At 70.9% G+C, this 26,578-nt stretch carries 19 protein-coding genes and 1 pseudogene; 8 read left to right on the top strand and 12 right to left on the bottom strand.

Annotation, left to right across the window (positions count from 1 at the left end; genetic code table 11):
- Positions 1 to 19: 19 nt before the first annotated feature.
- Positions 20 to 1,060, top strand: coding sequence for a dipeptide ABC transporter ATP-binding protein (locus tag KKZ08_RS24990; protein ID WP_223776580.1), 1,041 nt, complete (start codon positions 20 to 22; stop codon positions 1,058 to 1,060).
- A gap of 171 nt (positions 1,061 to 1,231) precedes the next feature.
- The gene (locus KKZ08_RS24985) at positions 1,232 to 1,816 is read left to right on the top strand and encodes a Uma2 family endonuclease (RefSeq protein WP_223776579.1); all 585 of its coding nucleotides are present in this window, start codon (positions 1,232 to 1,234) and stop codon (positions 1,814 to 1,816) included.
- Positions 1,817 to 1,828: 12 nt separating this feature from the next.
- On the opposite strand, the gene KKZ08_RS24980 is transcribed toward KKZ08_RS24985, so the two are convergent.
- The 10 genes from KKZ08_RS24980 to KKZ08_RS24935 all read right to left on the bottom strand — a co-directional run bounded on the left by KKZ08_RS24980 (position 1,829) and on the right by KKZ08_RS24935 (position 14,950).
- Positions 1,829 to 2,407: a GNAT family N-acetyltransferase gene (locus KKZ08_RS24980; RefSeq protein ID WP_223776578.1), complete on the bottom strand. Its 579-nt coding sequence runs from the start codon at positions 2,405 to 2,407 to the stop codon at positions 1,829 to 1,831.
- A 91-nt stretch (positions 2,408 to 2,498) separates the two neighbouring features.
- The gene (locus tag KKZ08_RS24975; RefSeq protein WP_223776577.1) at positions 2,499 to 3,170 is read right to left on the bottom strand and encodes a hypothetical protein; all 672 of its coding nucleotides are present in this window, start codon (positions 3,168 to 3,170) and stop codon (positions 2,499 to 2,501) included.
- Positions 3,163 to 3,720 carry a SigE family RNA polymerase sigma factor gene (locus KKZ08_RS24970; RefSeq protein ID WP_223776576.1) on the bottom strand — a complete coding sequence of 186 codons (558 nt, stop codon included), beginning with the start codon at positions 3,718 to 3,720 and terminating at the stop codon, positions 3,163 to 3,165. The genes KKZ08_RS24975 and KKZ08_RS24970 overlap by 8 nt, the downstream gene beginning before the upstream one ends.
- Positions 3,721 to 3,866: 146 nt before the next feature.
- Positions 3,867 to 4,976, bottom strand: a complete 1,110-nt coding sequence (locus tag KKZ08_RS24965) for a dipeptide ABC transporter ATP-binding protein (protein ID WP_223779176.1) — start codon at positions 4,974 to 4,976, stop codon at positions 3,867 to 3,869.
- A 76-nt stretch (positions 4,977 to 5,052) separates the two neighbouring features.
- Positions 5,053 to 6,114 carry an ABC transporter ATP-binding protein gene (locus KKZ08_RS24960; RefSeq protein WP_223776575.1) on the bottom strand — a complete coding sequence of 354 codons (1,062 nt, stop codon included), beginning with the start codon at positions 6,112 to 6,114 and terminating at the stop codon, positions 5,053 to 5,055.
- A gap of 11 nt (positions 6,115 to 6,125) precedes the next feature.
- Positions 6,126 to 7,088, bottom strand: a complete 963-nt coding sequence (locus KKZ08_RS24955; protein WP_223776574.1) for an ABC transporter permease — start codon at positions 7,086 to 7,088, stop codon at positions 6,126 to 6,128.
- Complete coding sequence (locus KKZ08_RS24950; RefSeq protein WP_223776573.1) at positions 7,081 to 8,010, bottom strand: ABC transporter permease; 930 nt, start codon at positions 8,008 to 8,010, stop codon at positions 7,081 to 7,083. The genes KKZ08_RS24955 and KKZ08_RS24950 overlap by 8 nt, the downstream gene beginning before the upstream one ends.
- 90 nt (positions 8,011 to 8,100) lie before the next feature.
- On the bottom strand, positions 8,101 to 9,729 hold the full coding sequence (locus KKZ08_RS24945; RefSeq protein WP_223776572.1) for an ABC transporter substrate-binding protein: 1,629 nt from the start codon (positions 9,727 to 9,729) through the stop codon (positions 8,101 to 8,103).
- Positions 9,730 to 10,220: 491 nt separating this feature from the next.
- Complete coding sequence (typA, locus tag KKZ08_RS24940; protein ID WP_223776571.1) at positions 10,221 to 12,095, bottom strand: translational GTPase TypA; 1,875 nt, start codon at positions 12,093 to 12,095, stop codon at positions 10,221 to 10,223.
- A gap of 329 nt (positions 12,096 to 12,424) precedes the next feature.
- The gene (locus tag KKZ08_RS24935; RefSeq protein ID WP_223776570.1) at positions 12,425 to 14,950 is read right to left on the bottom strand and encodes an ABC transporter substrate-binding protein; all 2,526 of its coding nucleotides are present in this window, start codon (positions 14,948 to 14,950) and stop codon (positions 12,425 to 12,427) included.
- 348 nt (positions 14,951 to 15,298) lie between these two features.
- On the opposite strand from KKZ08_RS24935, the gene KKZ08_RS24930 reads away from it, so the two are divergent.
- The 4 genes from KKZ08_RS24930 to KKZ08_RS24915 all read left to right on the top strand — a co-directional run bounded on the left by KKZ08_RS24930 (position 15,299) and on the right by KKZ08_RS24915 (position 20,083).
- On the top strand, positions 15,299 to 15,613 hold the full coding sequence (locus tag KKZ08_RS24930) for a hypothetical protein (RefSeq protein ID WP_223776569.1): 315 nt from the start codon (positions 15,299 to 15,301) through the stop codon (positions 15,611 to 15,613).
- A gap of 70 nt (positions 15,614 to 15,683) precedes the next feature.
- Entirely contained in the window at positions 15,684 to 16,520 is an 837-nt protein-coding gene (locus tag KKZ08_RS24925) for a hypothetical protein (RefSeq protein WP_223776568.1), read from the top strand.
- Positions 16,520 to 18,736 (top strand): fumarate reductase/succinate dehydrogenase flavoprotein subunit, encoded by a 2,217-nt coding sequence (locus KKZ08_RS24920; protein ID WP_223776567.1) that lies wholly within the window; start codon positions 16,520 to 16,522, stop codon positions 18,734 to 18,736. The genes KKZ08_RS24925 and KKZ08_RS24920 overlap by 1 nt, the downstream gene beginning before the upstream one ends.
- A gap of 156 nt (positions 18,737 to 18,892) precedes the next feature.
- The gene (locus tag KKZ08_RS24915; RefSeq protein WP_223776566.1) at positions 18,893 to 20,083 is read left to right on the top strand and encodes a hydrolase; all 1,191 of its coding nucleotides are present in this window, start codon (positions 18,893 to 18,895) and stop codon (positions 20,081 to 20,083) included.
- 25 nt (positions 20,084 to 20,108) lie between these two features.
- Here the strand turns inward: KKZ08_RS24915 and KKZ08_RS24910 are convergent, their stop codons facing one another.
- The gene (locus tag KKZ08_RS24910) at positions 20,109 to 20,798 is read right to left on the bottom strand and encodes an SMI1/KNR4 family protein (protein WP_223776565.1); all 690 of its coding nucleotides are present in this window, start codon (positions 20,796 to 20,798) and stop codon (positions 20,109 to 20,111) included.
- 219 nt (positions 20,799 to 21,017) lie between these two features.
- Between KKZ08_RS24910 and KKZ08_RS24905 the strand changes: the two are divergent.
- Positions 21,018 to 23,069: pseudogene (locus KKZ08_RS24905) on the top strand (TPM domain-containing protein).
- A gap of 81 nt (positions 23,070 to 23,150) precedes the next feature.
- Positions 23,151 to 23,864 (top strand): PspA/IM30 family protein, encoded by a 714-nt coding sequence (locus KKZ08_RS24900; protein WP_223776564.1) that lies wholly within the window; start codon positions 23,151 to 23,153, stop codon positions 23,862 to 23,864.
- A gap of 11 nt (positions 23,865 to 23,875) precedes the next feature.
- On the opposite strand, the gene KKZ08_RS24895 is transcribed toward KKZ08_RS24900, so the two are convergent.
- Complete coding sequence (locus KKZ08_RS24895) at positions 23,876 to 26,545, bottom strand: SpoIIE family protein phosphatase (RefSeq protein WP_346657893.1); 2,670 nt, start codon at positions 26,543 to 26,545, stop codon at positions 23,876 to 23,878.
- Between the last annotated feature and the right edge of the window lie 33 nt (positions 26,546 to 26,578).

Here is a 26,578-nt window from a genome sequence, read left to right as displayed (position 1 = left end):
GAGACGGGACTTCACTCCAATGAGCAGCACCACTCCCACTCCTCTTTTGGATGTCAGCGGGCTGACCAAACACTTTCCGATCATGGGCGGCTTCCCGTTCAAGCGGAAGATCGGTGCCGTGCAGGCGGTGGACGGCCTGGACTTCACCGTCGCCGAGGGCGAGAGCCTCGGCCTGGTCGGCGAGTCCGGCTGCGGCAAGTCGACGACGGGCCGCCTGATCACGCGCCTCCTCGAACCGACCGGCGGCAAGATCTCCTACCGGGGCAAGGACATCACGCACGCCTCGCGCAAGGAGCTGGCGCCGGTCCGCTCGGAGATCCAGATGATCTTCCAGGACCCGTACGCGTCGCTGAACCCGCGCCAGACGGTCGGCAAGATCATCTCCGGCCCGATGGAGGTCAACGGCATCAACCCGGCGGGCGGCCGGGAGGCCCGGGTCCGCGAACTCCTGGAGACGGTCGGTCTCAACCCGGAGCACTACAACCGCTTCCCGCACGAGTTCTCGGGCGGTCAGCGGCAGCGCATCGGCGTGGCGCGGGCGCTGGCCCTCGAACCCAAACTGATCGTCGCGGACGAGCCGGTCTCGGCCCTCGACGTGTCGATCCAGGCGCAGGTGGTGAACCTCCTCCAGAAGCTCCAGAAGGAACTGAACATCGCCTTCCTGTTCATCGCGCACGACCTGGCGGTGGTGCGGCACTTCTCGCAGCGGGTCGCGGTGATGTACCTGGGCCGGATCGTGGAGATCGCGGACCGCGAGGACCTGTACGGCAATCCTCGCCACCCCTACACGAAGGCGCTCCTGTCGGCCGTCCCCGAGGCGACGGCGGACGACGCCCCGCGCCGCGAGCGCATCCTGCTCACGGGCGACGTCCCGTCCCCCGTCAACCCGCCCTCCGGCTGCCGCTTCCGCACGCGCTGCTGGAAGGCGACGGACAAGTGCGCGTCGGAGGACCCGCCGCTGGTCCAGATCGACGGCAACCGCGGCGGTCACCTGACGGCGTGCCACTACCCGGAGGGCGCTGCCGAGCTGTCCGTCCCCGCGGCGCGCAAGTCCCTCTGACCGGCGTCCGCCCTCGGACCGGGGCCCTGCCCACCCCTCCGGGCCCGGCCCCGCCCGCCCGGAACCGGCTCCGCCCCCTCCCCCTTGACCCGAGCGGGGGCGGAGCCGGTTCCGGGGCCGGGCGCCCTACGGCAGTCGCTCCGGCCAGGCCGTCCTGGCTACCCTTCAGGCATGGACTACGCCAAGATGCGTGGGATCGCCGAGGAGCTCGGAGCTTATGCCGAGCATCTCGAGGGGGCCTGGTCCGTCGAGATCGGACCGTCGGGACCGGTACTGGCCATGGTGTGCCCCTCGAAACGCCACGAGGGCACGGTCCGTCGCATTCGCGACCAGCTCAACAAGCAGCTCGCCGCCACTCACCCCGGTCATGTCTGCGAGAACGGCCCCGAGGTCGAGCATCCCTCCCTCGGCCGCATGCGCCGCCCGGACGCTCTCGTGATCCCCGAGGAAGTACTCGACGAAGAGGGCCTCGCCGTCGATGCCACGCAGGTCTTGGCCGTCGTCGAGATCGTCTCCCCGTCCAACCCCAACAATGACTACGGGGAGAAGCTGTCCGACTACCCGGCCATGGGCATCGGCCACTACATGATCGTCGACCCTCGGACCGGCACGATCGAAGTGCACTCCGAGCCGTGTGCGGGCCGTTACCTGAACAAGGATCCGTACATCTTCGGTGACGTCGTGCCGTTCGGCCCCTGGAGGGTGGAGACCGCCGATTTCCGGCGGTACGGGAAGCCTGGCGGCGGCGAGGGCTGAGGCAGGTGCCCCTCACCCCGGGCCCGAGCCCGGGTCCGGGTCCGGGTCCGTCGCCAGCCGTGCGTGCAGTTCCACGTCGTAGCGGACCCCGTCGTACTCCAGCCTCTGGCGTTGCAGGCCCTCCACCGTGAAGCCGGCCTCCTCGGCCACGCGGCAGGAGGCGCGGTTGTTGGTGCGGTGGCCCAGTTCCAGCCGGAACAGCCCCAAGTCGTCGAAGGCCCACCGCGCCACCGCTCTGCAGGCGTACGTGGCGATGCCCTTGCCCTGCGCGGCCGGTGTCGTCCAGTACGACACCCAGCCGAGGCCGTGGACCCGGTTGACGGCACCCACCGCGACGTTGCCGACGGCCGTGCCGGTGGTGCCGTCCACCACCGCGAGGGCGTACGCCGAACCGGCCTCCCACTCGGCGGTGCGGCGGGCTGTCCAACGAGCCGCCGCGTCGAGGGAGTCGACGGGCTGATCGGCCTGACGGGCCGTCTCCGGGGTGGCGAACGCCTCCAGGACGGCGGGGGCGTCCCCGCGCCGCCAGGGCCGCAGCAGCGGTCCGTCTGCGGCCGGTGGGGGCAGGAGCGGGGAGTGGGAGCGGTTCATGGTTCTGCTTCCTGTCGGGGCGAGGGAGCACGAGGGGCCGAGGGACCACGGGGGGGCGATGGGCCGAGAGGTTACGAGGAGGGCTCCTTCATCACCGGCCCCTCGCCGACTCCTCCACCTCCACCTCCACCACGGAGACCCACCTGCCCCAGCGCTCGACCTCCACCCGCAGCCACGAGGCGGACTCCGTCGTGCCGGACCAGTGGCCGGCCGCCCCCTTGCCGTGCCACTGGAGACCGCACTCCGTCAGCGCCTCTTCGAGCAGGGCGGCCTCGCGCCGGGCGACGGCCCCGCTCTCGTACGACGTGACGCGGTGCCGTGCCGTGGCGGCGCCTTCGTCGCTGTGATACTCCGTGCCGTACTGCGTCTGGTCGGGTGCCGACCGCTCGGCGTACGACGCCGGGCAGCTGTCGCGACCTCCCACCCTCGGCAGCGGGTGGTTCTCCGTCGTCTCCTCCTCGTCGCCCGTCCACTGCCACTTCCCGGCGGCCGGCATCCGCTCGGGAGGCAGCAGGCGCACCATGCCGTCCACCAGGAAGGGGTTCTTCGTGGGCGACGCCGCGGGGCGTATGTCCCGGCCGCCCTCGCCGCCCCGGGCCAGTGCCGCCATCGCCAGCGCGCCTCCCGTGACCGCCACCGCCGCGGCCACCAGCGCGGCCCGCCGCCGAACCGTCCTCCTGCGGCCCCGCGTCCGCAGTTCCTCACCTCCCGGCATCCGTACGGTGACCTCGTCCAGCAGTTCCTCGACCTTCACTTCAGCCATGGCTGGCCGCCCCCTCGGCAGTGTGTGCGGACGTATGCGTGGATGTGTGCGTGGGTGAGTCGGACAGGCGCTCCCCGAGGACCTTCCTGGCTCTGCTCAGCCGGGTGCGGACCGCGCCGCTGGAGGAGCCCGTCTCCCGGGCGACCTGCTCCACCGGGAGGTCCAGGAGGTGGTGCAGGACCACCGCCTGCCGCTGCTGGGGCGGCAGGCGGCGCAGGGCCGCCACCAGGGCCACCCGGTCCGGGGACAGCTCCGGGGCGTCCGAGGCCGCGCCGTGCCGCAGGTGTGCCCGCAGCCGGTTCCGTGTCCGCCGCCAGGTGCTGATGGCGAGCCGCGAGGCCACCGTCCGCACCCACGGCAGCGGATCGCCCTCCCCGGTCAGCCGCTCCCACCGCTGCCAGGCCCGTACATACGCCTCCTGCACCGCGTCCTCCGCCTCCGCCAGGTCGCCGGTCATCGCATAGACCGTGGCGACCAGGCGCTTGGCAGTGGCGGCGTAGAACGCGTCGAACTCCGCGGAGTCCGCAGAGCCTTCCGACCGCGTCGCCATCGTGTTCCCCCGTCTGTACCGCGCGCGCTTTCGCTTGCCTCTGACAGTTACACGCACGGTGAGCGCGGCTTGTTACACACGAAGGCGCCCCCGGCCTTGACGGCCGGGGGCGCCTTCGGTGTCGTACGGGCAAGAGCCCGGGAGGATTACGCCGCGTGCACGACGTTCTTCTCCTCCGCGAAGTGGCAGGCCGACTCGTGCGCCGCCGGCGTGTCCTGGCCCTTGAACCGCTCCGGGACAGCGAGCAGCGGGACCTCCTTCGCGCACTTGTCCTCCGCCTTCCAGCAGCGGGTGCGGAAGCGGCAGCCCGAGGGCGGGTTCGCGGGCGACGGCACGTCACCCGTCAGGATGATCCGCTCGCGGCCCTCGCGGGCCTCCGGGTCCGGGACGGGGACCGCGGAGAGCAGCGCCTGCGTGTAGGGGTGCGTCGGGTGCTCGTAAATCTGCTCGTCCGAGCCGATCTCCGCCATCTTGCCGAGGTACATCACGCCCACGCGGTCCGAGATGTGCCGGACGATCGACAGGTCGTGCGCGATGAAGAGGTAGGAGAGGTTGAACTCGTCCTGGAGCTTCTCCATCAGGTTGATGACCTGGGCCTGGACGGAGACGTCCAGTGCCGAGACCGGCTCGTCGCAGATGATGATCTCGGGGTTGAGGGCCAGGCCGCGCGCGATGCCGATGCGCTGGCGCTGGCCGCCCGAGAACTGGTGCGGATAGCGGTTGATGTACTCGGGGTTGAGCCCCACCACGTCCAGGAGGTCCTGGACCTTCTGGCGGCGCGAACCCTTCGGGGCCACCTCGGGGTGGATCTCGAAGGGCTCCCCGATGATGTCGCCCACCGTCATACGCGGGTTGAGCGAGGTGTACGGGTCCTGGAACACCATCTGGATGTTGCGGCGGACCGCCTTCAGCGCGCGCCCGGACAGCTTGGTGATGTCCTGGCCCTTGTAGAAGACCTCGCCGGCCGTGGCCCGCTCCAGGGTCATCAGGAGCTTGGCGACCGTGGACTTGCCACAGCCGGACTCACCCACGATGCCCAGCGTCTCACCCTGGTACAGGTCGAAGGAGATGCCGTCGACCGCCTTGACCGCGCCGACCTGCTTCTTGATCAGGACTCCCTGCGTGAGCGGGAAGTGCTTGACCAGGTTGCGGACCTGGAGGATCGGCTCGCCGCGCTCGACCGGGGCCTCGATGGCGGCCACGGCCTCCGTCTCGGTGGCGGCCTCGACCGTCTCCACCTCGGAGACGTTCGGCATGGCGTCCAGCGGCTCCCCGGCCTTCGAGGCGTTCGAGGCGTTCGAGGCCTTAGAGACCTTCGAGGCCTTCGTCGGCTCAGCCATGGATCGTCTCCTTCCAGAAGTGGCACGCGCTGCCGCGGCCCGGCAGCTCCCCGCCGTCCCGCTCGGTGACCGGCACCAGGGCCGGGACCTCCGTGCGGCAGATGTCCTGCGCCTTCGGGCAGCGCGGGTTGAACGCGCAACCACCGGGGATCTTGAGCAGGTTGGGCGGCAGGCCCTTGATCGCGTAGAGCTCCTGGCCCTTCTGGTCCAGGCGCGGGATCGAGTCGAGCAGGCCACGGGTGTACGGGTGCGCGGGGCGCTTGTACAGCTCGTGGACCGGTGCCGTCTCGACGATCCGGCCCGCGTACATGACCGCGATCTTGTCCGCGACGTCGGCGACCACGCCGAGGTCGTGGGTGATCAGGATCAGGCCCATGTTGTACTCGCGCTGGAGCTCCGCGAGCAGGTCCATGACCTGGGCCTGGACCGTCACGTCGAGCGCCGTGGTGGGCTCGTCCGCGATGATCAGGTCCGGCTCCAGGGCGAGTGCCATCGCGATCATGATGCGCTGGCGCATACCGCCGGAGAACTGGTGCGGGTAGTCGTTCACCCGGTCCTTGGCGGCCGGGATCTTGACCTTGTCCATCAGCTCGATGGCCTTGGCCTTGGCCTCCTTGCGGCCGAGCCCCTCGTGCACCCGGAACATCTCGCCGAGCTGGTAGCCCACCGAGAGGACGGGGTTGAGCGAGGACAGCGCGTCCTGGAAGATCATCGCGATCTTGCGGCCGCGGATCTTCCTGCGCTCCTCGCCCGACATCTTCAGCATGTCCTGGCCGCGGAAGAGGATCTCGCCGTGCGGGATCTTGCCGGGCGGCATGTCGAGGATGCCCATGATGGCCTGCGCGGTCACGGACTTGCCGGACCCCGACTCACCGAGGACGGCGAGCGTCTCGCCCGCGTCCACGCTGTAGTTGACGCCGTTGACGGCCTTGACCACACCGTCTCGGGTGTGGAACTCGACGTGCAGGTCCTTGACGTCCAGGAGCCTGCCGCTCTTCTCCTCGCCCGAGCGGGGGGCGGGGACGGAGTCTGTCTTCAGATCGATGCTGGTCACGTACGCCTCCCTCAGCGCAGCTTCGGGTCGAGGGCTTCGCGTACGGCGTCGCCGAGCATGATGAACGCCAGCACGGTGAGGCTGAGCATCCCGGCCGGGAAGATCAGCGTGTGCGGGTTGTTCCGGATGTCGCTGAGGGCGTCGGAGATGTCGCCGCCCCAGGAGAGCGCGTCGTCGCCGAAGCCGAGGCCCAGGTACGACAGCGTCGACTCGGCGACGATGTACGAGCCGAGCGCGATGGTCGCGATGACGATGACGGGGGCGATGGCGTTCGGCAGGATGTGCCGGAAGAGGATCCGCTTGGTGTCCGCGCCGAGCGCGCGTGCCGCCACCACGTAGTCCGCGTGCTTGGTGGTGATCACCGCGCCGCGCATCACACGGGCGATCTGCGTCCAGCCGAGGAAGGCGAGGGCGCCGATGATCACCCACGCGTTGCGCTCGGTGAAGGCGTTCAGGACGACCATGGCGCCGAGCAGGAACGGGACGCCGAAGAACACGTCGACGATGCGGGAGAGCAGGCTGTCCCAGATGCCGCCGAAGTAGCCCGCCAGCATGCCGACCAGGCCGCCGAAGAGGGTGACCAGGATGGTCACGCCGAGGCCGACCATGATCGAGTTGCGCGTGCCGTAGACGGCGCGGGCGTAGACGCTGCGGCCCTGCCGGTCGTATCCGAACCAGTCGGCCTGGAAGACGTGGCCGAGGCTCGGCTTCTGCAGGAAGTGGTTCGTCAGGTCGCCGTACTTCGGGTTCGCGTCGGTGAACGCGCCGGGGAAGGCGGCCACGACCAGCAGCAGCAGGATCAGCGCGGCCGAGATGAGGAACAGCGGCCTGCGGCGCAGGTCCCGCCACGCGTCGCCCCAGAGGCTGCGCGGCTTGCCGGGCGCCTCCACGGCTTCGGCCGCGGCCTGCGCATCGCTCGGTACGATGCCGGCGGCCGCCTCGGCCGGACTCGGCGTCTTGGTGATGTCAGGCATAACGGATCCTCGGGTCCAGGACCGCGTAGAGCAGGTCGACGAGCAGGCTGGCGAGGAGGTACACGAGCACGAGGACGGTCACGACTCCGACGATGACGGTTCCTTCGTGCTGGAACAGCCCGTCGTAGAGGAGGTTTCCGACGCCGGCGACGTTGAAGATGCCCTCGGTGATGACCGCGCCGCCCATCAGGGTGCCGATGTCCGTACCGAGGTAAGTGACCACGGGGATCAGCGAGTTGCGCAGCAGGTGCCGGGTGATGATGCGCTTGCGCGGCAGCCCCTTGGCGACGGCGGTACGGATGTAGTCCGCCTGCCGGTTCTCGGCGATGGAGGTGCGGGTCAGGCGGGCCACGTAGGCGAGGCCGACCAGACCGAGCACGAGGGCCGGCAGGAGCAGTTCCCCGATGTTCTCCGAGTCCTGGACCGTCGGTGTGACCCAGCCCAGTTCGTTGCCGAAGATCAGCTGGAGGAAGAGGCCGAAGACGAAGATCGGGACGGAGATCACGAGGAGCGTGAAGAGCGTCACCGTGTTGTCGAGGATGCGGCCGCGCTTCACGCCCGCCAGCACGCCCAGGGCGATTCCGACGACCAGCTCGAACGTCCACGCCATGGCGGCGAGCCGTGCCGAGACCGGGAAGGCCTGCGTGATCTCGTCGAGGATCGGCCGGTTGCCGGCGATGGTGTTGCCGAAGTCGCCCTGCAACAGTCCACCCATGTAGTGGAAGTACTGCTGCCACAGCGGCAGATCAAGCCCTCGGTCGTGCTTGATCTGGGCCACCTGCGCGGGGTCCGGCGGCTTGTCCCCCCACAGCGCGGCCACCGGGTCGCCCGGCAGCACGTTGACCATCAGGAAGATCAAGAGTGTGGTCCCGATGAAGACCGGGATCATCTGGAGCAGTCGCCTCGCGACGTAGCGCCCCATGGTGGTGCCTCCGTCCATTGCGGAGCCGCCCGCGAAGCGACGCCCGGGATCGCCGGGCGTCGCTTCGCGGGAGCGGAACTCCGACGACTGCTACTTCTCGAAGACCTCGACCTCGGTGAGGATCGGGTCGCCGGCCTGGTCGAACTCGACCTTCTTCACGTTCTTCGAGTACGCGGAGAGCGTCTTGTTGTACCAGAGCGGGATGCCCGGGAAGCTCTTGACCAGCTCCTTCTCGGCCTGCTGGTACAGCTTCGCGGACTCGTCGATGGTCTTGGCCTGGTCGGCCTTCTTGGTCAGCGCGTCGAACTTCTTGTCCGAGAAGCCGCCCTTGTTGCCGTCGACGCCGGTGCCGTAGAGGTCGGCGAGGAAGTTGCCGTTGAACGGGTAGTCGAGCACCCAGCCGGAGCGGTACATCGACTTGACCTTCTTCTGGTCACGGATCTCCGTGTCGGCCGCGAAGTCGGTCACCGGGTCGCCGACGCACTTGACGCCGGTCGCGTTGGTGATCGAGTTGCAGACCGCGACGACCCAGTCCTTGTGCGGCTGGTCGGCGTTGTACTGGATGGAGATCTTGTTGCCGGGAACGCCGCCGCCGGCCTTGATGGACTGCTTGGCCTTCTTCGGGTCGAACTTGCAGAACTCGCCACAGGCGTCGTTCTGGTAGCCCTTGACGCCCTTGGCGACCCAGCCGGTGGCCGACTCACGCGTGCCGTGGAACACCGTCTTGGCGATGGTGTCGCGGTCGATCGCCATCGACAGGCCCTGGAGGACCTTGACGTCGATGTCCTTCCACTGCTTGGTGTAGAAGGCGAAGTTGACCGTGTTGATCGCCGAGAAGTCCATGTCGATCGCGCGGTCGCCGAAGTCCTGCTTGAAGTTGGCGATCTCGCTGTTGGGGACCAGCGGCATGGTGTCGACGTTGTCCGACTTCAGGTCGGCGTAGGCCGCCGTGTCCTTGTTGTAGGCCTTGAAGTCGATGCCGCCGTTCTTCGGCTTGTTCGCGCCCTTGTAACCGCCCCAGGCGCGGACCGAGATGACCTTCTTGTGGTCCCACTTGTCGAACTTGTACGGGCCGTTGCCGACCGGCGACTCGCCGTACTTCTTCGGGTCCTTCAGAGCGGCCGAGGGCAGCGGGTAGAACGGCGCGTAGACGAGCTTGTACGCGTAGTACGGGATGCCGTGGTTCAGCGTGATGGTGAAGGTGTTCTCGTCGACGACCTTCAGGCCGGACATGGCCTTCTTCTTGGCCTTGCCCTTCTCCGGGTGGACGTCCTCGTAGCCGACGATGTCGCGGTACCAGGAGCTGTTCTGCTGGCCGTTGGCCGGGTCCGCGGCCCAGTTCCAGGCGTCCACGTACGACTTGGCGGTGACGGCCTCGCCGTTGTGGAACTTCCAGCCCGGCTTCAGCTTGACGGTCCACACCTTGTTCGCCTTGTCGGGAGTGACCGACTCGGCGTTCTCATAGGTGATGTTGCCCTGCTTGTCGTAGTGGACCAGGCCCGTGAAGAGCGAGTCGATGACGACACTGCCGTACGCCTCCATGGTGTTGGACGGCTGCAGGGCGTTCTGCGGCTCACCGTTGGCGTAGCTGACGATCCCCTTGGGGTCGACCTTGCGGTTGCTGTTGTCGCTGCTGTCGCTGCCGCCGCCACAAGCGGTGGCAGTCAGAGCCACAACACCGGCTATCGCGACCCACTTGGCGCTCTTGGCACCACGCATGGGGTTCCTCCTCATGAGTCCACTTGTTCACTACAAGAGGGGGTACGTGCGATCGCGCCGACACCCCTGACGGCGAAGATCGAGTACCCCAGTGTGCTCGTGAGTCGGCGCTCCCCACAGCGCGTGACCCATTGACCCGAGCTATACGCGGTCAACTATTAGCCATGAGGTACCGGTCGACCACACTCTTTTGGTCTCGGTTCAATCACACCTGGCACGTACAACTTCCAAAATCCGGACAAACCGATCCTAGATAGATGGTTGCGAAACGGACGTGTTACACATCTAACGGTCAGTGACGTCCGCATAGCGGACGTTTCCCCGCTGAAAAGCGGTTGCGACGGATCTCTCCACGCGGCAGTGGGCACACGGTACCGCCAGCGGAAACGCCGGAGGCCGGCTTCCGCCGACTCCCCTGAGGGAGGGCGGAAACCGGCCTCATACGTCCCTGTGGCACCGCCGGAGGTTTACCTTCCGGCGGTGAGGGGGCGTCAGTTGCGCTTGGCGCGCGACGCGGTGCGGCCGCGCTCCTTCTGGTCCAGGACGACCTTGCGGATGCGCACGGTCTCCGGGGTCACCTCGATGCACTCGTCGTCGCGGCAGAACTCCAGGGACTGCTCGAGCGACAGCTTGCGCGGCGGGACCACGTTCTCCGTGGAGTCGGCCGACGCGGCGCGCATGTTGGTGAGCTTCTTCTCCTTGGTGATGTTCACGTCCATGTCGTCGGAGCGCGAGTTCTCACCGATGATCATGCCCTCGTACACCTCGGTGCCGGCCTCGGTGAAGATGACACCGCGCTCCTGGAGGTTGATCATCGCGAACGGCGTGACCGTGCCCGCGCGGTCGGCGACCAGGGAGCCGTTGTTACGGGTCTTCAGCTCGCCGAACCACGGCTCGTGGCCCTCGAAGATGGAGTGCGCGATGCCCGTGCCGCGGGTCTGGGTCAGGAACTCCGTACGGAAGCCGATGAGGCCGCGGGACGGGACGATCCACTCCATGCGGATCCAGCCCGAACCGTGGTTCGTCATGGTCTCCATGCGGCCCTTGCGGGTCGCCATCAGCTGCGTGATGGCGCCGAGGTGCTCCTCGGGCGAGTCGATCGTCATGCGCTCGATCGGCTCGTGGACCTTGCCGTTGATCTCCTTGGTGACCACCTCGGGCTTGCCGACGGTCAGCTCGAAGCCTTCCCGGCGCATGGTCTCGACGAGGATGGCCAGCGCCAGCTCACCGCGGCCCTGCACCTCCCAGGCGTCGGGGCGCTCGGTGTCCAGGACGCGCAGCGAGACGTTACCGATCAGCTCCTTGTCCAGGCGGTCCTTCACCTGGCGGGCGGTGACCTTGTGGCCCTTGCCGCCCTTGCCGACCAGCGGCGAGGTGTTCGTACCGATGGTCATGGAGATCGCGGGCTCGTCGACCGTGATCAGCGGCAGCGCGATCGGGTTCTCGGGGTCGGCCAGGGTCTCGCCGATCATGATGTCCGAGATACCGGCGATGGCGCAGATGTCACCGGGGCCGGCCTTCTCGGCGGGCTTGCGGGTGAGCGCCTCGGTCATCATCAGCTCGGTGATGCGGACGTTCTGCTGGGTGCCGTCGCGCTTGATCCACGTGACGGTCTGGCCCTTGCGCAGCTCGCCCTGCTCGACGCGGCAGAGCGCGATACGGCCGAGGAAGTTGTCGGCGTCCAGGTTGGTGACGTGGGCCTGGAGGGGGGCCGACTCGTCGTACTCCGGAGCGGGGACGTGCTCCAGGATCGTCGTGAAGAACGGCTCCAGGCTGTCGCTGTCGGCCGGGACGGTGCCGTCCTCCGGCTTGGTCAGCGAGGCGATGCCGTCACGGCCGCAGGCGTAGACGATCGGGAACTCGATCTGGTCCTCGTCGGCGTCCAGGTCGAGGAAGAGGTCGTACGTCTCGTTGACGACCTCGTCGATCCGGGAGTCCGGGCGGTCGGTCTTGTTGATGCACAGGATGACCGGCATCCGGGCCTGGAGGGCCTTGCGGAGCACGAAGCGGGTCTGGGGCAGCGGACCCTCGGAGGCGTCCACGAGGAGGACGACCGCGTCCACCATCGACAGACCGCGCTCGACCTCGCCGCCGAAGTCGGCGTGGCCGGGGGTGTCGATGATGTTGATGGTGATCGGGTCGCCACCATCCTTGGGGTGGTACTTGACGGCCGTGTTCTTGGCCAGGATCGTGATGCCCTTCTCACGCTCCAGGTCGTTCGAGTCCATCATGCGGTCGTCGAGCGACTCCGCGGCGTGGGCGGCGAAGGCGCCGGCCTGCTTGAGCATGGCATCGACGATGGTCGTCTTGCCGTGGTCGACGTGGGCGACGATGGCGACGTTACGAATGTCGTGGCGCGTGGGCATACAGCTGCGCTTCTCCCGGGAAGAGTGGACGGCGGCGCGTACGGTCCGGTACGCGTGCCCTGCCGGGCAGACAACACGCCACGGCCTTACCCCAGTCTACGTGGCTCGCGCGGAGGCAGCCTCCGCGGGGGGTTTCCGGGCAGCCGCGAGCGTCTGCCCCGGATGGGGGCGTCAGGGGTGAAACCGCAGGTCAATGGGTGGATATGACCTTGCCCGCCCAGGTGGTCGGCGGGCAAGGGAGTTGAGCGGAATCTGAGCGTCGGTCCCGTGAAGAGATGGTGTACGTCACTTGCACGGCACGTACGCCGCCCACGGGCCGGGGCCCGGGGTCACTTGGCCGCGGGCATGCCCGACGGCTTCGCGCCCGGCTTCAGGAAGCCGATGTCCTCGTAGTTCGGGGCCTGGAAACCGAAGGCTCCGGCGTTGGCGAGGTTCGGGCGGGCCGCCATCAGCTGGGGCCGCTGGTAGAGCGGGATGGAGCCCGCCTCGGCCCAGATGCGGGCGTCCGCCTTCTTCACCAGGGAGCGTGACGTTTCTTCATCGAGTTCACTCATCGCCTGGTCGAACAGCTGGTCGATGTGGTCGGTGCCGACGCGCGTGTAGTTCTGCTCGACGTTCAGCGAGCCGTCGGCGGCCGGGACCGGCTTGGCGAAGATCGGGCGGGCGTCGGTGGCCGGGAACGCCGACGCGGGCCACGAGTAGAGGGCGAGGTCGTACTGGCCGGAGGCGATGTGGTCCTTGAAGTAGCTGCTGTCGGAGACCTTCGCCGTCTCCGTGCGCACGCCGATCTTCTCCAGCATCCGCGAGATCCGGTCGGCCACCGCCCGCAGCGGCTCCGAGCCGTCCCCGGAGGGGAGCACGAAGCGGAGGGTGAGGGGCTTGCCGTCCTTGGCCAGCGGTGCGCCCGCGGCGGGAGCGGCGGTGCCCTTGGGGGCGTACGCGCCGGGGGCGCCGCCCTTGGCGTGGTCCCGGGAGCGGGACGTGACCGACTGCCGGTCGCCCTGCTGTCCGGTGCGGTCGGCGGTGTCCCTTTTTTCGAACGTGTTCCCGAACCTGTGCTCGGACCTGTCCCCGAACCGGCTTTCGGACCTCTGCTCGCGCCTCTCCTCGGCCCGCTCGGCGGCCCTCTTCTTTCCTGCCTGCTTCTTTTGTGCCTTCTTTTCTGCCTTCTTTTCGGCCCTCCTTTCGGCGCTCTTCTTCTCCGCTTTCTCCTTCTCCGCCTTCTTCGCCGCCTTGCTTGCGGCCTTCTTCTGCTCCGTCTCGGCCTCGGCCGGCAGCCGCAGGACGTCCGCCTGGCGGGTCAGCGCGGCCTTCTGGTGGGCGGCGGCGGGGGCGGGCGCGAGCACGGAGGAGCTGCTGTCGCCGGGCTTTCCGTCGTCCTGGCCGACGATGTACGTGCCGTCGTCGGCCCCGGATCCGGATTCGGACCCGGACTCCGTGTCCGACGGCTTCGCGGAGGCCTGGCCGCCCGCCGTCTTCGTCTTCTTCTTGTCCTTCAGCCCGTCCTTGACCGCGGCGCCCGGCGTCCAGCCCGCGTCCGCGAGGAGCGCCCGCGCCTCGGCGGTGTCCTGCTTGCCGAGGGCCCCGCTGTTGTCCGCGTACGCCGACTGCCCGGCGAGGGCGAGGTGGCTGCCGACCGGCTCGGCGGGCAGGCCGAGCGGCTTGAGCACCGCCTCGGCGAGCTCCTCGCGGTCCAGGGCACGGGCGACCGCGCGGCGTACCCGGTCGTCCGCGAGCGGTCCCTCGGAGCCGTTGAGGGCGAGCTGCGTGTAGGCCGGTTCGAGGGACTTGCGGACCACGTAGCCGCTCAGGCCCGCCTGCTCGGTCGCGTACTTCTTGACCGCCCTGCGGGTCTTCTCGCGGGCCTCGTACTCCGCCTGAGCGGCCTCCTCGTCGGAGCCGTTGACGATCGCCCAGGAGCGCAGGGCCTTGGCGGGCGTCAGCTGCGCGCCGGGGCCGTGGGCCGGTGCGCCCCCGTCGGCCTTGTCGCGGGCGGCGAGCGTGATCCGCCCGGCCTCCGTGGCGTCGATCTCGGCGAGGTCGACCCTGCCCTTGGCGAGCGCCTCGGCCCGCTCGCTCCGGGACACCTCGCGCAGCACCAGCTTGTCGAGCTTGGCCTGCCGCCCCCACCAGCGCGGGTTGCGCCCGAGGGTCACCTCGCCGGCCTCCCGGTCGATGTCCGTGAGCGTGAAGGGGCCCGCGGTCGCCTTCAGCTTGCGGCGGGCGCCGTCGTTGAAGGAGTCGGGGCTGCCCATGACCTGCTTGGGGTAGAGCGGGGAGAACAGCGAGCGCCAGTCCGCGTAGGGCTTGCCGAAGGTGACCCGCACCTCCAGGTTGTTCGCGCCGCGCTCGATCTTCTCGATGCGGTCGTATCCGGCGTTCCGCGCCGTCCAGTACGCGGTGTCCTTGCCGGACAGGGCCCGCCACTGGGCGGCGAAGTCGTCGGCTCCGATCTCCCGGCCGTCGCTCCAGACCGCCTGCTGGTTGAGCTTGTACAGGACGACCTGCCGGGGCTCGCGCTCGACGACCTCCGCCGACTCCAGGAAGTCGGCGTTGCGCTGCGGCCTGCCCTGCGCGTCGAGGCGGAACAGGGACGGCAGGACCGCGCCCGCGATCCGCGAGGTGCCCGCGTCGGCGTCGGACTGGAAGGTGTTGAGGGTCTCGGGCAGCGCGTCGAGCGCCCAGTTCATGGTCCCCCCGTCGGCGACCATGCCCCGGGCGGCGGGAGCGACGTCCTGGCCTGCGGCCGGCCCGCCGGCCTCGTCGTTCGAGCTGCATCCGGCGAGGGCGGGCAGAGCCAGCACCCCCGTCGCGAGGAACACGACAGATCTGGCCCTGACGCGGTCGTGGGACATGGCTGGTACCTCCGGGGTCCGGGGCTCGCCCGGCCCCCCGCTACCAGGACCGGGCCGGGATTGATCACGTTTGGCGGTATATGGAGCTGATCACATCTATGGCCCCACTGAAGGTGACCGGGCGGGCCGCGCGACGCAGACACGGCGTGGCGGCGCCCGGATGCCACTCGTGCGGCCCAACGCGCCGGAGTGCCCGAGGTCCGGACCGGCGCGACAGGGGCGTGATCCGGCGCGTTCACCGCCCTCGATCCGGCAATCGGTGCAGATCTCTTCACAAGCCGGGATGCGGCGCGCGACACTCGCAGGCGCATGAGCGTTGCCACCGCACCCCCTAAGTGAGGGCAAGTCATGGCTCTGCACGATGAATTGACGGCCGTTCAGCGCTGCGTCGAGGAGTTGGTCCGCACCGTCGGCAGGCTGGAGAGCCAGGCCGGCGACCAGTTGGCGGGCGTCGACGTGCGCCGGGTGCGCACGGACACCGACCGGCTGACCGAGAGCGTCGCCCTGCTGCGCTCCGCCGCCGCGCCGTCCACACCGCGCGAGAAGCCGCTGCGGACCGATCTCGTGACCATTCCCGACACGCCGTACGACAGCTCGCTGTGGACGAACGCCGGGGACTGCGACGACGAGGGTCTGGGCGCCCACCACCGCCACGCCCCCTGACACCCGCCCCGTCGAACCCCTCCCGCACGCCTGACCCCGCGGTACCCGAGGACGAAGGAGTGGAGCCTCGTTGGCCACCGGCACGGAACCCCAACCGAAGAGCGGAACGGCCCCCGGCGGCGGCGTGCGCGACGGCACGCGCGCCGCGATCGCCGCTGCCCACCTGCGGACCGACCGCTGGTGGCTGGCGCCCGCGGCGACCGCCGCCGGGCTGCTCGCCTTCGTCGTCTACTCGACCTGGCGGGCGTTCGCGAACGCGGACTACTACCAGGCGCCCTACGTCTCGCCGTTCTACTCGCCGTGCCTGGCCGACAACTGCGAGCCGATGCGCTCCGGCCCCAACTGGGAGATCTTCGGCAGCTGGTGGGGCCTGTCGCCCGCGCTGCTGATCCTGATCTTCCCGCTCGGCTTCCGGCTGACCTGCTACTACTACCGCAAGGCCTACTACCGCGGCTTCTGGGCGTCACCGCCCGCCTGCGCGGTCGCCGAGCCGCACAAGAAGTACTCCGGTGAGACCCGCTTCCCGCTGGTGCTCCAGAACATCCACCGGTACTTCTTCTACGCGGCGGTGCCGGTCGCGGGCATCCTCACGTACGACACCGTGCTCACCTTCCGCGACGAGCACTACGAGTGGGGCCACATGGGTCTCGGCACGCTCGTCTTCCTGCTCAATACCGTGCTGATCTGGGCCTACACGCTCTCCTGCCACTCGTGCCGGCACATCGTCGGGGGCAAGCTCAAGCACTTCTCCAAGCATCCGGTCCGGTACCGCATGTGGCAGTGGGTCGGAAAACTGAACGCACGCCACATGCTGCTCGCCTGGGCGTCGTTGGTGAGCGTGGCGCTCGCCGACTTCTACGTGTATCTGATCGCGTCCGGCGCCTTCGACGATCCGAGGTTGTTCTGATGTCTCAAGTGGGGCGGCAGCAGTGGGATGTTGTCGTGGTGGGCGCCGGTGGCGCCGGTCTGCGGGCCGCGATCGAGGCGCGTGAGCAGGGCGCCCGTACGGCCGTGATCTGCAAGTCGCTGTTCGGCAAGGCCCATACGGTGATGGCCGAGGGCGGTATCGCGGCCTCCATGGGCAATGTGAACTCCGGCGACAACTGGCAGGTCCACTTCCGCGACACCCTGCGCGGCGGCAAGTTCCTCAACCAGTGGCGGATGGCAGAGCTGCACGCGCGTGAAGCACCGGACCGCGTGTGGGAGCTGGAGACCTGGGGCGCCCTGTTCGACCGTACGCCGGACGGGCGGATCTCCCAGCGCAACTTCGGCGGGCACGAGTACCCGCGGCTCGCGCACGTCGGCGACCGCACCGGGCTCGAACTGATCCGCACGCTCCAGCAGAAGATCGTCGCCCTCCAGCAGGAGGACTTCCGGGAGTTCGGCGACCACGAGGCGCGGCTGAAGGTCTTCCAGGAGTGCACGGTCACGCGCGTGCTGAAGGAGGACGAGAGGGTCGGCGGGGCCTTCTGCTACGACCGCGAGTCGGGCCGCTTCTTCGTCCTGGAAGCACCGAGCGTCGTCCTCGCGACCGGCGGCATCGGCAAGTCCTTCAAGGTGACGTCGAACTCGTGGGAGTACACCGGCGACGGGCACGCCCTCGCGCTGCTCGCCGGGGCGCCGCTGCTGAACATGGAGTTCGTGCAGTTCCACCCGACGGGCATGGTCTGGCCGCCGTCGGTCAAGGGCATCCTGGTCACCGAGTCGGTGCGCGGCGACGGCGGGGTGCTGCGGAACTCCGAGGGCAAGCGGTTCATGTTCGACTACATCCCCGACGTCTTCAAGGAGAAGTACGCGCAGTCGGAGGAGGAGGGCGACCGCTGGTACGACGACCCGGACCACAACCGCCGCCCGCCCGAGCTGCTCCCCCGCGACGAGGTCGCGCGTGCCATCAACTCCGAGGTGAAGGCGGGCCGCGGCTCACCGCACGGCGGCGTCTTCCTGGATGTGTCGACGCGTATGCCCGCCGAGGTCATCAAGCGGCGGCTGCCGTCCATGTACCACCAGTTCAAGGAGCTCGCGGACGTCGACATCACCGCGGAGGCCATGGAGGTCGGGCCGACCTGCCACTACGTGATGGGCGGCATCGCGGTGGACTCCGACACCGCGGCCGCGCGCCGCGTGAGCGGGCTCTACGCCGCGGGCGAGGTCGCGGGCGGCATGCACGGCTCCAACCGGCTCGGCGGCAACTCCCTGTCCGACCTGCTCGTCTTCGGGCGGCGCGCGGGGCTGCACGCGGCGCGGTACGCGGCCGGTCTCACCGCGCGGCCCGTGATCGACGAGGCGCAGGTGGATGCCGCGGCGGCCGAGGCGCTGCGGCCGTTCAGCGCCGAGGGCCTCGCGGACGGAGAGACTCCGGAGAACCCGTACACCCTGCACCAGGAACTGCAGCAGACCATGAACGACCTGGTCGGCATCATCCGCCGCGAGGCCGAGATGGCGCAGGCCCTGGAGAAGCTCGCCGAGCTGCGGGCGCGGGCACGGCGGGCGGGGGTCGAGGGGCACCGCCAGTTCAACCCCGGCTGGCACCTCGCGCTCGACCTGCGCAACATGCTGCTGGTCAGCGAGTGCGTCGCCCGGGCCGCCCTGGAGCGAACGGAGAGCCGCGGCGGCCACACCCGCGAGGACCATCCGGCGATGAGCCGCGAGTGGCGCCGCGTCAATCTGCTGTGTCAACTGACCGATCCGAGCGGTGGGCTGGCCGCCGCCGATCCCGTGCGCGGCCAGATCGACCTCGTCCGTGACACGACCGAGCCCATCCGCCCGGACCGCCGCCCTCTTCGTCAAGTACCTGCAACTCGACGTCGATCGAGTGCGTCGAGTCCGTCGAGTTCGTACGGCGCGCGGTTCAAGGTCTGGCGCGGGGACGTCGGCGGTGGCGGCCTGGCGGACTTCGAGGTCGAGGTCAACGAGGGCGAGGTCGTCCTCGACATCATCCACCGCCTCCAGGCCACCCAGGCACCCGACCTCGCCGTGCGGTGGAACTGCAAGGCGGGCAAGTGCGGTTCGTGCTCGGCGGAGATCAACGGCAGGCCGAGGCTGATGTGCATGACGCGCATGTCGGTCTTCGGGCGCGACGAGGTCATCACGGTGAGGGTTGGTCGGGACGGTGACCTCGGCTGAAGAGGCGGCGTGGACGAATGAGTTCGCATCCGAGTGCCGCTTCGAGGCTGCCGAGCGTGCGCTTCGAGGTGCCGTCGATCCGTACGGGCGCGCGGGGTCTGGCGCGGCGGAGGTCCGGCGGCCGCGGATCCCCTTCGTCGCGAGGGTCGATCACGGATGCGGCTCGCGGCCGCCGGGCTCGCGGCGGGTCTGCTGCCGACGTCCGCCACCGCCGCGCCCCCCACCGGTGCGGGGGTCCGGTTGCCCGCACCGACCGGCCCGTTCGCGATCGGGACCGTATCCGCCCGGCTCGTCGACCGGTCACGACCCGACCCGTGGGTGCCCGCGCTGCCGTATCGCGAGCTGATGGTCGACGTCTGGTATCCGGCCGCGCCCGGCCCCGGCGGAGGGCACCGCCGCGCGCCCTACATGGCGCCGGGCGCCGCCGCCCGCTGGGACGCCACCGCGCCGCACGGCATCCCGCGGGGCGCCCTCGACTTCGCCGCCCTGCGGACGCATGCCGGGAAGGGAGCGGCGGCGGCCATCCGAGGCGGGCGGCGCCCCGTCCTGCTGTACGCGGCGGGCGCGGGCGACCCGCGCACCTGGGGCACCACGCTGGTGGAGGAGTTGGCGAGCCGCGGCTATGTCGTGGTGACCGTCGACCACACCTACGAGAGCCCCGGCGTGCAGTTCCCCGACGGCTCGGTCAAGGGCAACGAACCGCTGCTGGAGGCCCTCGCGAAGGCGCAGCGCGAGGGCACCATGTCCGCCCTGCTCAAGAAGGTCCTCGGGGTCCGGGCCGCCGACTCGACGTTCGTCCTCGACCGCCTCGGCTCGCTCCCGCACGGCCTGTCCGCGATCGTCGACCGGAGCCGCGTCGGCATGGTCGGACAGTCCGCGGGCGGGGTCTGCGCCGCCCAGACGATGTACGAGGACCGCAGGGTCAAGGCGGGCGTCGACCTGGACGGCACGCTGGAGTTCAACCCCGAGCCCGACGGCACGAACCTGCTGCCGGTCGCACGGCACGGCCTTGACCGCCCCTTCCTGCTGATGGGCCGCGAGGGAAGCGACCGTACGACCGAGCCGTCGTGGCGGTCCTTCTGGACCCACAGCACCGGCTGGAAGCGGAACCTCACGCTGCGGGGTGCCAAGCACCAGACGTACACCGACCTGGCCGCGCTGCTGCCCCGGGCCGGGGTGGACCGCGCGACCGTCGAGGAGCACATAGGCACGGTCGTCCCGGAGCGGGCGGTGGCGGCACAGCGCGCGTATGTGGTCTCGTTCTTCGACCGGTGGCTGAAGGGGGAGGACGACGGGCTCCTGGAGCGGCCCTCGGAGCGCTGGCCGGAGGTGGTGTTCGCCGGCTGACGTGCCGTGAGCGGGCGTCCGGCGGCTAGGGGGTGGCGTGGGTGATCCCGGGGGACCGCGTCGCTTGGCGTTCCGCGCGGTTCAGCCAGTGGAGGTACCAGGCGGCGAACGTGACGCGGCCGGGCCTGCCGACGAACTGGACGGGGACCACGCCCTCGGCCGCCGCTCTCGCGTCGTGCCACATCGTGCCGCGCTCGGGCCCTGTGAGGGCCAGCAGCGTGTAATAGCCGCAGCCCTGCTCGCCCACGCACAGCGTGCCCTCGGTCAGGATCTCAAGGAGCTCGTCCTCGCGCCGGTCCCAGGCGTGATGGTCGCGGCGGAACCGTGCCTCGTCCTGCGGTGTGCCGCCGTACGCCGCGCGCGACGGCTCCGCGTCCTGGTGGTCCGCGAGCTCCCGGGTGCGCTCGGGGCGGAAGGGGCGCGCGCCGTGGGGCGTCGCGGGCGGTGTGTCGGGCCCGACCGGGCGCACGGGGAACAGGCCGTAGTCGGGTCCGGCGCCGCCCGCGCCGACCTCCAGCAGGAAGCCGCGGTACTCCGCGGGGAACGCCACGCCGCGGTGCCGTTCGACCGCGGCCACCTGCTCCCGCGTCAGCACGGGCAGGAGCGCGAAGCCATGGCCGTACTCATGGAACTCGGCGCCGAACACCGCCTTGCGGTACGGCGCGGAGCGCAGGGCGAGCACCCGCTCCCGCACCCCCGTCCAGACCCCTCCCACCTGCGCCCCTTCCTCTTCCGGCCGCCCCTCGAAGCGTCCCGCACCGGGTCACCGTACGCGTCCGCCGTGCTGGTGCCTCCGGCGGCGGGGCCTCCTCCAGGGGACCGCCTTCAGAGGGCCGCCGTCCGGTCGCGGCGGCCCGGAGGCCGACCTACGCTCGCCCATGTGACGCCTGTGACGCCGTCCCCGCGGCTGCCCGCGCGGGCAGTCGCGGTCGCCGTGGCCGCGCTGCTCGCCTGGTTCCCTCTGCTGTGTCCTTGGCCGGCCTTCGCGGAGGACCCCGTCACGCTCTCCCGCACCGGCCAGATCACCGACAGGGTGGACGCCCTCGGTGAGCGCGCGGACGCCGCGGAGCAGGCCCTCGACCGGCTCTATGACGACCGGGGCGTGCAGCTCTTCGTCGTCTACGTACGTGACTTCTCCGGCCGTTCCGCGCAGAGCTGGGCGGACGCCACCGCCGGGCGCAACGGCCTCGGCCTGGACGACGTGCTGCTCGCCGTGGCCACCCACGACCGGCAGTTCGCCTACTCCGTGGACGACGCCTCCCGGCTCAGTGACGCCCAGCTCCAGGAGGTGGCCACCACCGCCATCCGGCCCGCCCTGCGGGAGAACGACTGGGCCGGGGCGGCCATCGGCGCCGCGAACGGCTACCGCGCGGTCCTCGCGGGGCGGCCCGCGCCGACGCCGTCGGTCACCCCCGGTCCGGCCGATCCCGGTGGGCGCGACGACTCGGTGGCCGGTGACCTCGTGCTGCCCGTGGTGGTGGCGGGTGTGGTCGGGGCCGCCGCGCTGGTCGCCCACCGGCGGCGCAGGAGGCGGGCCGCGACGCGTACGACGCCCGGCTGGGGCCGTGGCGCGGGTACCGGCCTCACCCCGCTCCCCCGCCTCGACGAACTCGACAAGAAGGCACGGCTGCTGCTGGTCGAGACGGACGACGCGATCCGCACCAGCACCGAGGAACTGGGGTTCGCGACCGCCCAGTTCGGCGAGGGCGCGGTCAAGCCGTTCGGTGAGGCGCTCGCGTACGCCCGTTCGGAGCTGACGGCGGCCTTCCGGCTGCGGCAGGAGCTCGACGACGCCTACGGCGAGGACGAGGCGACCCGGCGCCGCATGCTGGACGAGATCATCGCGCGCTGCACGGAGGCCGACCGCCGCCTGGACGCGGAGACGGCCGCCTTCGACGAGCTGCGTTCCCTGGAGAAGAACGCCCCGCAGGCCCTTGCGCAGGCCGAGACGGTGTTTCGTCAGGTCGCGGCGCGGACCGGCACGGCCGATGAGGGCCTCGCGGCGCTGCGCCGGACGTACGCGCCGAGCGCCGTCGCGGGCGTGGTCGGCCATGTCGAGCAGGCCAAGGACCGCCTCCTCTTCGCCACCACCCACCTCAACCGGGCCCGGCAGTCGCTCGACGCGGGCGAGAGCGGTGTGGCCGCCGTCCATCTGCGCGCGGCGGAGGGCGCGGTCGACCAGGCGGGCACGTTCGTGGCCGCCGTCGAGCGCCTCGCCGGGGAGCTCGCGGCGGCCGCCGAGCGGCTGCCCGGCGCGCTCACCGAGACCGGGACCGACCTCGCCGACGCTCGGGGGCTGCTCGAAGGGACCGCGGCGGGGGTGCCCACGGCGGACCTGCGGGGCCGTATCGCGCGGGCGGAGGCCGTGGTCGCCGAGTGCAGGGCCAACTGGCCGCGGGGCCCTGCGACCCGATCGCGGCCCTGCGCCGCGTGGAGGAGGCCGACGCGGCGCTCGACGCGGCGCTGGCGGGCGCCCGGGGCGCGAGGTCGCCGACCGGCGCTCCCGCGACCTGCTGGGGCAGGCCCTGCTCACCGCCCGCAGCGCCGTCAGGGCGGCCACGGACTACGTCACCACGCACCGCGGCGCCGTCGCCAGTGAGGCGAGGACCCGCCTGGCCGAGGCGGGCGGCACCTCGCGCGGGCGGAGGCACTCCAGGACGGTGCCGCCGGTGCCGACGACGGCGACGCGACGGCCGCGCTCGCCGCGGCGCAGCAGGCGGACGCGCTGGCCCGCCAGGCCCATCAGCTCGCCGAGCGCGACGTGCGGGGCTACGGCAATCCGTACGGAGGTCCCGGCCCGGGCGGCGGCCGCGGCGGGGGCATGGGCGGCGCGGTTCTCGGCGGCATCATCCTGGGCGAGCTGTTCGGCGGCATGGGCCGCGCGGGCGGCGGCTACGGAGGCGGGGGGTTCGGCGGTGGTCCCGGGCCCGGGAGCTTCGGCGGCGGGGGGACGCGGGGGCGCAGGGGCGGGGGCGGCAGGTTCTGAGGACCGCTCCGCCCCGCTTACGGAAAAGCCCCGTCGGCCTCACCACCAGCAGCTTCATACTCGGACAAGGAGGACCAGGCCATGACGAAGCAGACCATCCTCGGCCGTGTCACCCAGCTCGCCAAGGCGAACGTCAACGCGCTCCTCGACCAGGCCGAGGATCCGCAGAAGATGCTCGACCAGTTGATCCGCGACTACACGAACAACATCGCGGAGGCCGAGGAGGCGGTCGCGACCACCATCGGCAATCTGCGGATGCTGGAGCAGGACCACCGGGAGGACCGCGACGCGGCCGCCGAGTGGGGCGGCAAGGCGCTCGCGGCGAGCCGGAAGGCGGACGAGCTGCGGGCGGCCGGGAGCGCGGGCGAGGCGGACCGGTTCGACCGGCTCGCCAAGGTGGCCCTCGGGCGTCAGCTCCAGTGCGAGAAGGAGGCACAGGCCGCGGAGCCGGTCATCGCCTCGCAGACCGAGGTCGTGGACCGGCTCAGGTCGGGGCTCGACCGGATGAAGACGAAACTGGCCGATCTGCGCTCGCGCCGCGACCAGTTGGTGGCGCGCGCCAAGACCGCGCAGGCGCAGAACCGGATGATGGACGCCGCCGCGACCATCGACGTGCTGGACCCGAGCAGCGAGCTGAGCCGCTTCGAGGAGAAGGTGCGGCGCGAGGAGGCGCGGGCGTTCGGCAGGCAAGAGCTCGCCGCGTCCTCGCTCGACGGGCAGTTCGAGGAGCTGGAGGGCCTCGGCGACGCGGCGGAGGTCGATGCCCGCTTCGCCGCCCTCAAGTCGACCACCTGAATCCCGCGGGGTCAGAACAGGCTGAGCAGTGCCTCCGCCGCGTCCATCGGCTCCGTCTCCCCGTCGGGCAGCGGGAGTTCGAACCAGACCGTCTTGCCCCGGGGGGTCCTGCGTGAGCCCCACGCGGCGCTGAGCAGGCCGACCAGCTGGAGTCCGCGCCCGCCCTCGTCGGTGTCGCGTGCCCGGCGGCGGCGCGGCTGGACGAAGCCGCCGTCCCAGACCTCGCAGACCAGGGTGCGGTCAAGCAGGAGGCGCAGCCGGATCTCGCCCTCGCCGTACCGCAGGGCGTTGGTGACGAGTTCGCTGACCAGCAGTTCCGCCGTGTCGCAGAGCGGTTCCAGGTCCCAGGCGCGCAGCTGGTCGCAGGCCAGTTCACGGGCGCGGCCCACCGACTTCGGGTCGCGCGGCAGCGTCCAGTCGCCGACGTGCTCGGCCGGCAGCCCTTGGACGCGGGCCATCAGCAGGGCGATGTCGTCCTCGCCGTGGTGGGTGTCGAGGGAGTTCAGGACGTGGTCGCAGACGTCCTCCAGGGCCGGCGGGGCGTCGCCGAGTGCGCGTACGAACGCGTTCAGCCCCTCGTCCAGCGGGTGGTCGCGGGATTCGACGAGGCCGTCGGTGTAGAGCGCGAGGAGGGCTCCCTCGGGGAGTTCGACCTCCACGTCCTCGAAGGGTTCGCCGCCGACGCCGAGCGGCAGGCCGGGCGGGACGTCGAGCATGAGGGCGACCTGCCCGGGGTCTCCCGGCTCGACCAGGGCGGGCGGCAGGTGCCCCGCGTTGGCGAAGGTGCAGCGGCGGGTGACGGCGTCGTAGACCGCGTAGACGCAGGTGGCGAGGTAGACCTCGCTGAGGTCCGCGTCCGCCGCCTTGCGGGCCGCGCGGGTGTTCTGCGGCCCGGCGGGGTTGCCGAGGCCGCGGGCGATCTCGTCGAGGGCGGAGAGGACCTCGGCGGGCTCCAGGTCGAGCAGGGCCAGCGTCCGTACGGCGGTGCGCAGCTCCCCCATGGCGACGGCGGCGCGCAGGCCGCGGCCCATGACGTCGCCGACGACCAGGGCGGTGCGGTGGCCCGGCAGCTCGATGACATCGAACCAGTCGCCGCCCACCTCCGTGGCGGCGTTGCCCGGCAGGTAGCGGCAGGCGATGTCCAGGCCGGACGCCTCGGGGTCGCCGGGGGGCAGCAGGGAGCGTTGCAGGATCAGCGCGCGTTCGTGTTCGCGGCGGTAGAGGCGGGCGTTGTCGATGCAGACGGCGGCGCGGGCGGCCAGTTCGACGGCGAGCGCGCGGTCGCGTTCACCGAAGGGTTCGCTGCCCTTCGTACGGGAGAACTGGGCGAGGCCGACCACGGTGTCGTGGGCGATCATCGGCACGGCGAGCGTCGACTGGATGAGGCCGCCGGTGAGGCGGCTCGCGGAGCCGTCGTCTCGCGCGGTGGTCAGCCGGGGCCGGGCCGCGCGCAGGGCGTCGGCGCAGGGCGAGGTGAAGGCGAACCGGTGCACGGCGCCGACGTCGACGGGCGCGCCCCCTTCCGGGAACGGGGCGTCGGCGACGGCGCTCGCGAAGGCCACGCGGCGCAGTTCCGCGCTGCCGTCGGCGAGGCCCGGTGGGGTCTCGTCACCGGCGAGCAGGCCTTGGTACAGGTCGACGGAGGCGAGGTCGCAGAAGCCGGGGACGGCGACGTCGAGGAGTTCCCTGGCGGTCGTCTCCAGGTCGAGGGAGTTCCCTATGCGGGCGCCCGCCTCGTTGAGGAGGGCGAGGTTGCGGCGGGCGTGGGCGGCCTCGCGGGCGGCGGCGTGCCGCCGGGTGACGTCGGTGCCGATGCCCGCGACCCCGATGGGGCGGCCGGAGCCGCTGTGCACGCGGTAGAGGTTGATCGACCAGTGTCTGCGGTCGTTGCTGCCGGGCGCGGGGCCGACGATCTGCATGTCCGTGACGGAGTCGCCGGTCTCCAGGACCCGCTTCAGTGCGGCGGCCATGCGGTCGGCCTCGTGGCGCGGCAGGTAGTCGTGGACGGTGCGGCCGCGGTGGTCCTCGGTGCCACCGCCGAAGACGGCGGCGAAGCGGCGGTTGGCACGCTGGACCCGCAGGTCCGTGCCGAAGAGCAGGAAGCCGAAGGGAGATTGGCCGAAAATGGCCTGCGAGGCGGCGAGGTCCGTCTCGATCTGCCGGAGCGCGCGGACGTCGACGACGATGCAGACCGCGGCCCGCTCACCGTCCTCCGTGCGGGTCGGCATGACGTAGACCTCGGCGACGCCCTCCAGGCCGGATTCCCCGGCGCCGTCCTCGCCGGGCACACGGAAGGGGACGACGCCCGTCCACTCCCGTCCGTCCAGGATCTCCGCCATCTTGCGGTAGCCGCCGGCGCGCAGCTCGGCGGGGACGAAGGCCTCGATGGGGTCCTTGCCGACGGCGTCGCGCGCGGGCACGCCGAAGAGCCGCTCGGCGCGCGCGCTCCACTGGTCGACGAGGCCGTCGGGGCCGATCGAGAACGAGGCGACCTTGATGTAGTCGTAGATCGAACCGGGCGGACTGCTGTGCCACGTCTCGTCGGCCGGCACGTCGCCGGGGGCCTCGCCCGGCACGTCGCCGGCCGGTCCGCCGGCCGCCGGATCGCCCGACGGCCGCTCGGTCTGCGCGTCGCCCGACGGCCCGTGCGGCCCCGTCGCCTTCGCTGGTATCTCGCTCACGCGAACCGTCCCCTCCAGCTCACCGCGTCCGGC

Source organism: Streptomyces sp. 135 (assembly GCF_020026305.1).
GTDB lineage: Bacteria > Actinomycetota > Actinomycetes > Streptomycetales > Streptomycetaceae > Streptomyces.
This window is presented reverse-complemented; position numbering and strand designations above follow the sequence as displayed.

Bases quoted from the DNA above. Each gene is read 5' to 3' on its own strand.
- KKZ08_RS24990 (WP_223776580.1), top strand. From the start codon at position 20: ATGAGCAGCACCACTCCCACTCCTCTTTTGGATGTCAGCGGGCTGACC.
- KKZ08_RS24985 (WP_223776579.1), top strand. From the start codon at position 1,232: ATGGACTACGCCAAGATGCGTGGGATCGCCGAGGAGCTCGGAGCTTAT.
- KKZ08_RS24980 (WP_223776578.1), bottom strand. From the start codon at position 2,407: ATGAACCGCTCCCACTCCCCGCTCCTGCCCCCACCGGCCGCAGACGGA.
- KKZ08_RS24975 (WP_223776577.1), bottom strand. From the start codon at position 3,170: ATGGCTGAAGTGAAGGTCGAGGAACTGCTGGACGAGGTCACCGTACGG.
- KKZ08_RS24970 (WP_223776576.1), bottom strand. From the start codon at position 3,720: ATGGCGACGCGGTCGGAAGGCTCTGCGGACTCCGCGGAGTTCGACGCG.
- KKZ08_RS24965 (WP_223779176.1), bottom strand. From the start codon at position 4,976: ATGCCGAACGTCTCCGAGGTGGAGACGGTCGAGGCCGCCACCGAGACG.
- KKZ08_RS24955 (WP_223776574.1), bottom strand. From the start codon at position 7,088: ATGCCTGACATCACCAAGACGCCGAGTCCGGCCGAGGCGGCCGCCGGC.
- KKZ08_RS24950 (WP_223776573.1), bottom strand. From the start codon at position 8,010: ATGGGGCGCTACGTCGCGAGGCGACTGCTCCAGATGATCCCGGTCTTC.
- KKZ08_RS24945 (WP_223776572.1), bottom strand. From the start codon at position 9,729: ATGCGTGGTGCCAAGAGCGCCAAGTGGGTCGCGATAGCCGGTGTTGTG.
- typA (WP_223776571.1), bottom strand. From the start codon at position 12,095: ATGCCCACGCGCCACGACATTCGTAACGTCGCCATCGTCGCCCACGTC.
- KKZ08_RS24935 (WP_223776570.1), bottom strand. From the start codon at position 14,950: ATGTCCCACGACCGCGTCAGGGCCAGATCTGTCGTGTTCCTCGCGACG.
- KKZ08_RS24930 (WP_223776569.1), top strand. From the start codon at position 15,299: ATGGCTCTGCACGATGAATTGACGGCCGTTCAGCGCTGCGTCGAGGAG.
- KKZ08_RS24920 (WP_223776567.1), top strand. From the start codon at position 16,520: ATGTCTCAAGTGGGGCGGCAGCAGTGGGATGTTGTCGTGGTGGGCGCC.
- KKZ08_RS24915 (WP_223776566.1), top strand. From the start codon at position 18,893: ATGCGGCTCGCGGCCGCCGGGCTCGCGGCGGGTCTGCTGCCGACGTCC.
- KKZ08_RS24900 (WP_223776564.1), top strand. From the start codon at position 23,151: ATGACGAAGCAGACCATCCTCGGCCGTGTCACCCAGCTCGCCAAGGCG.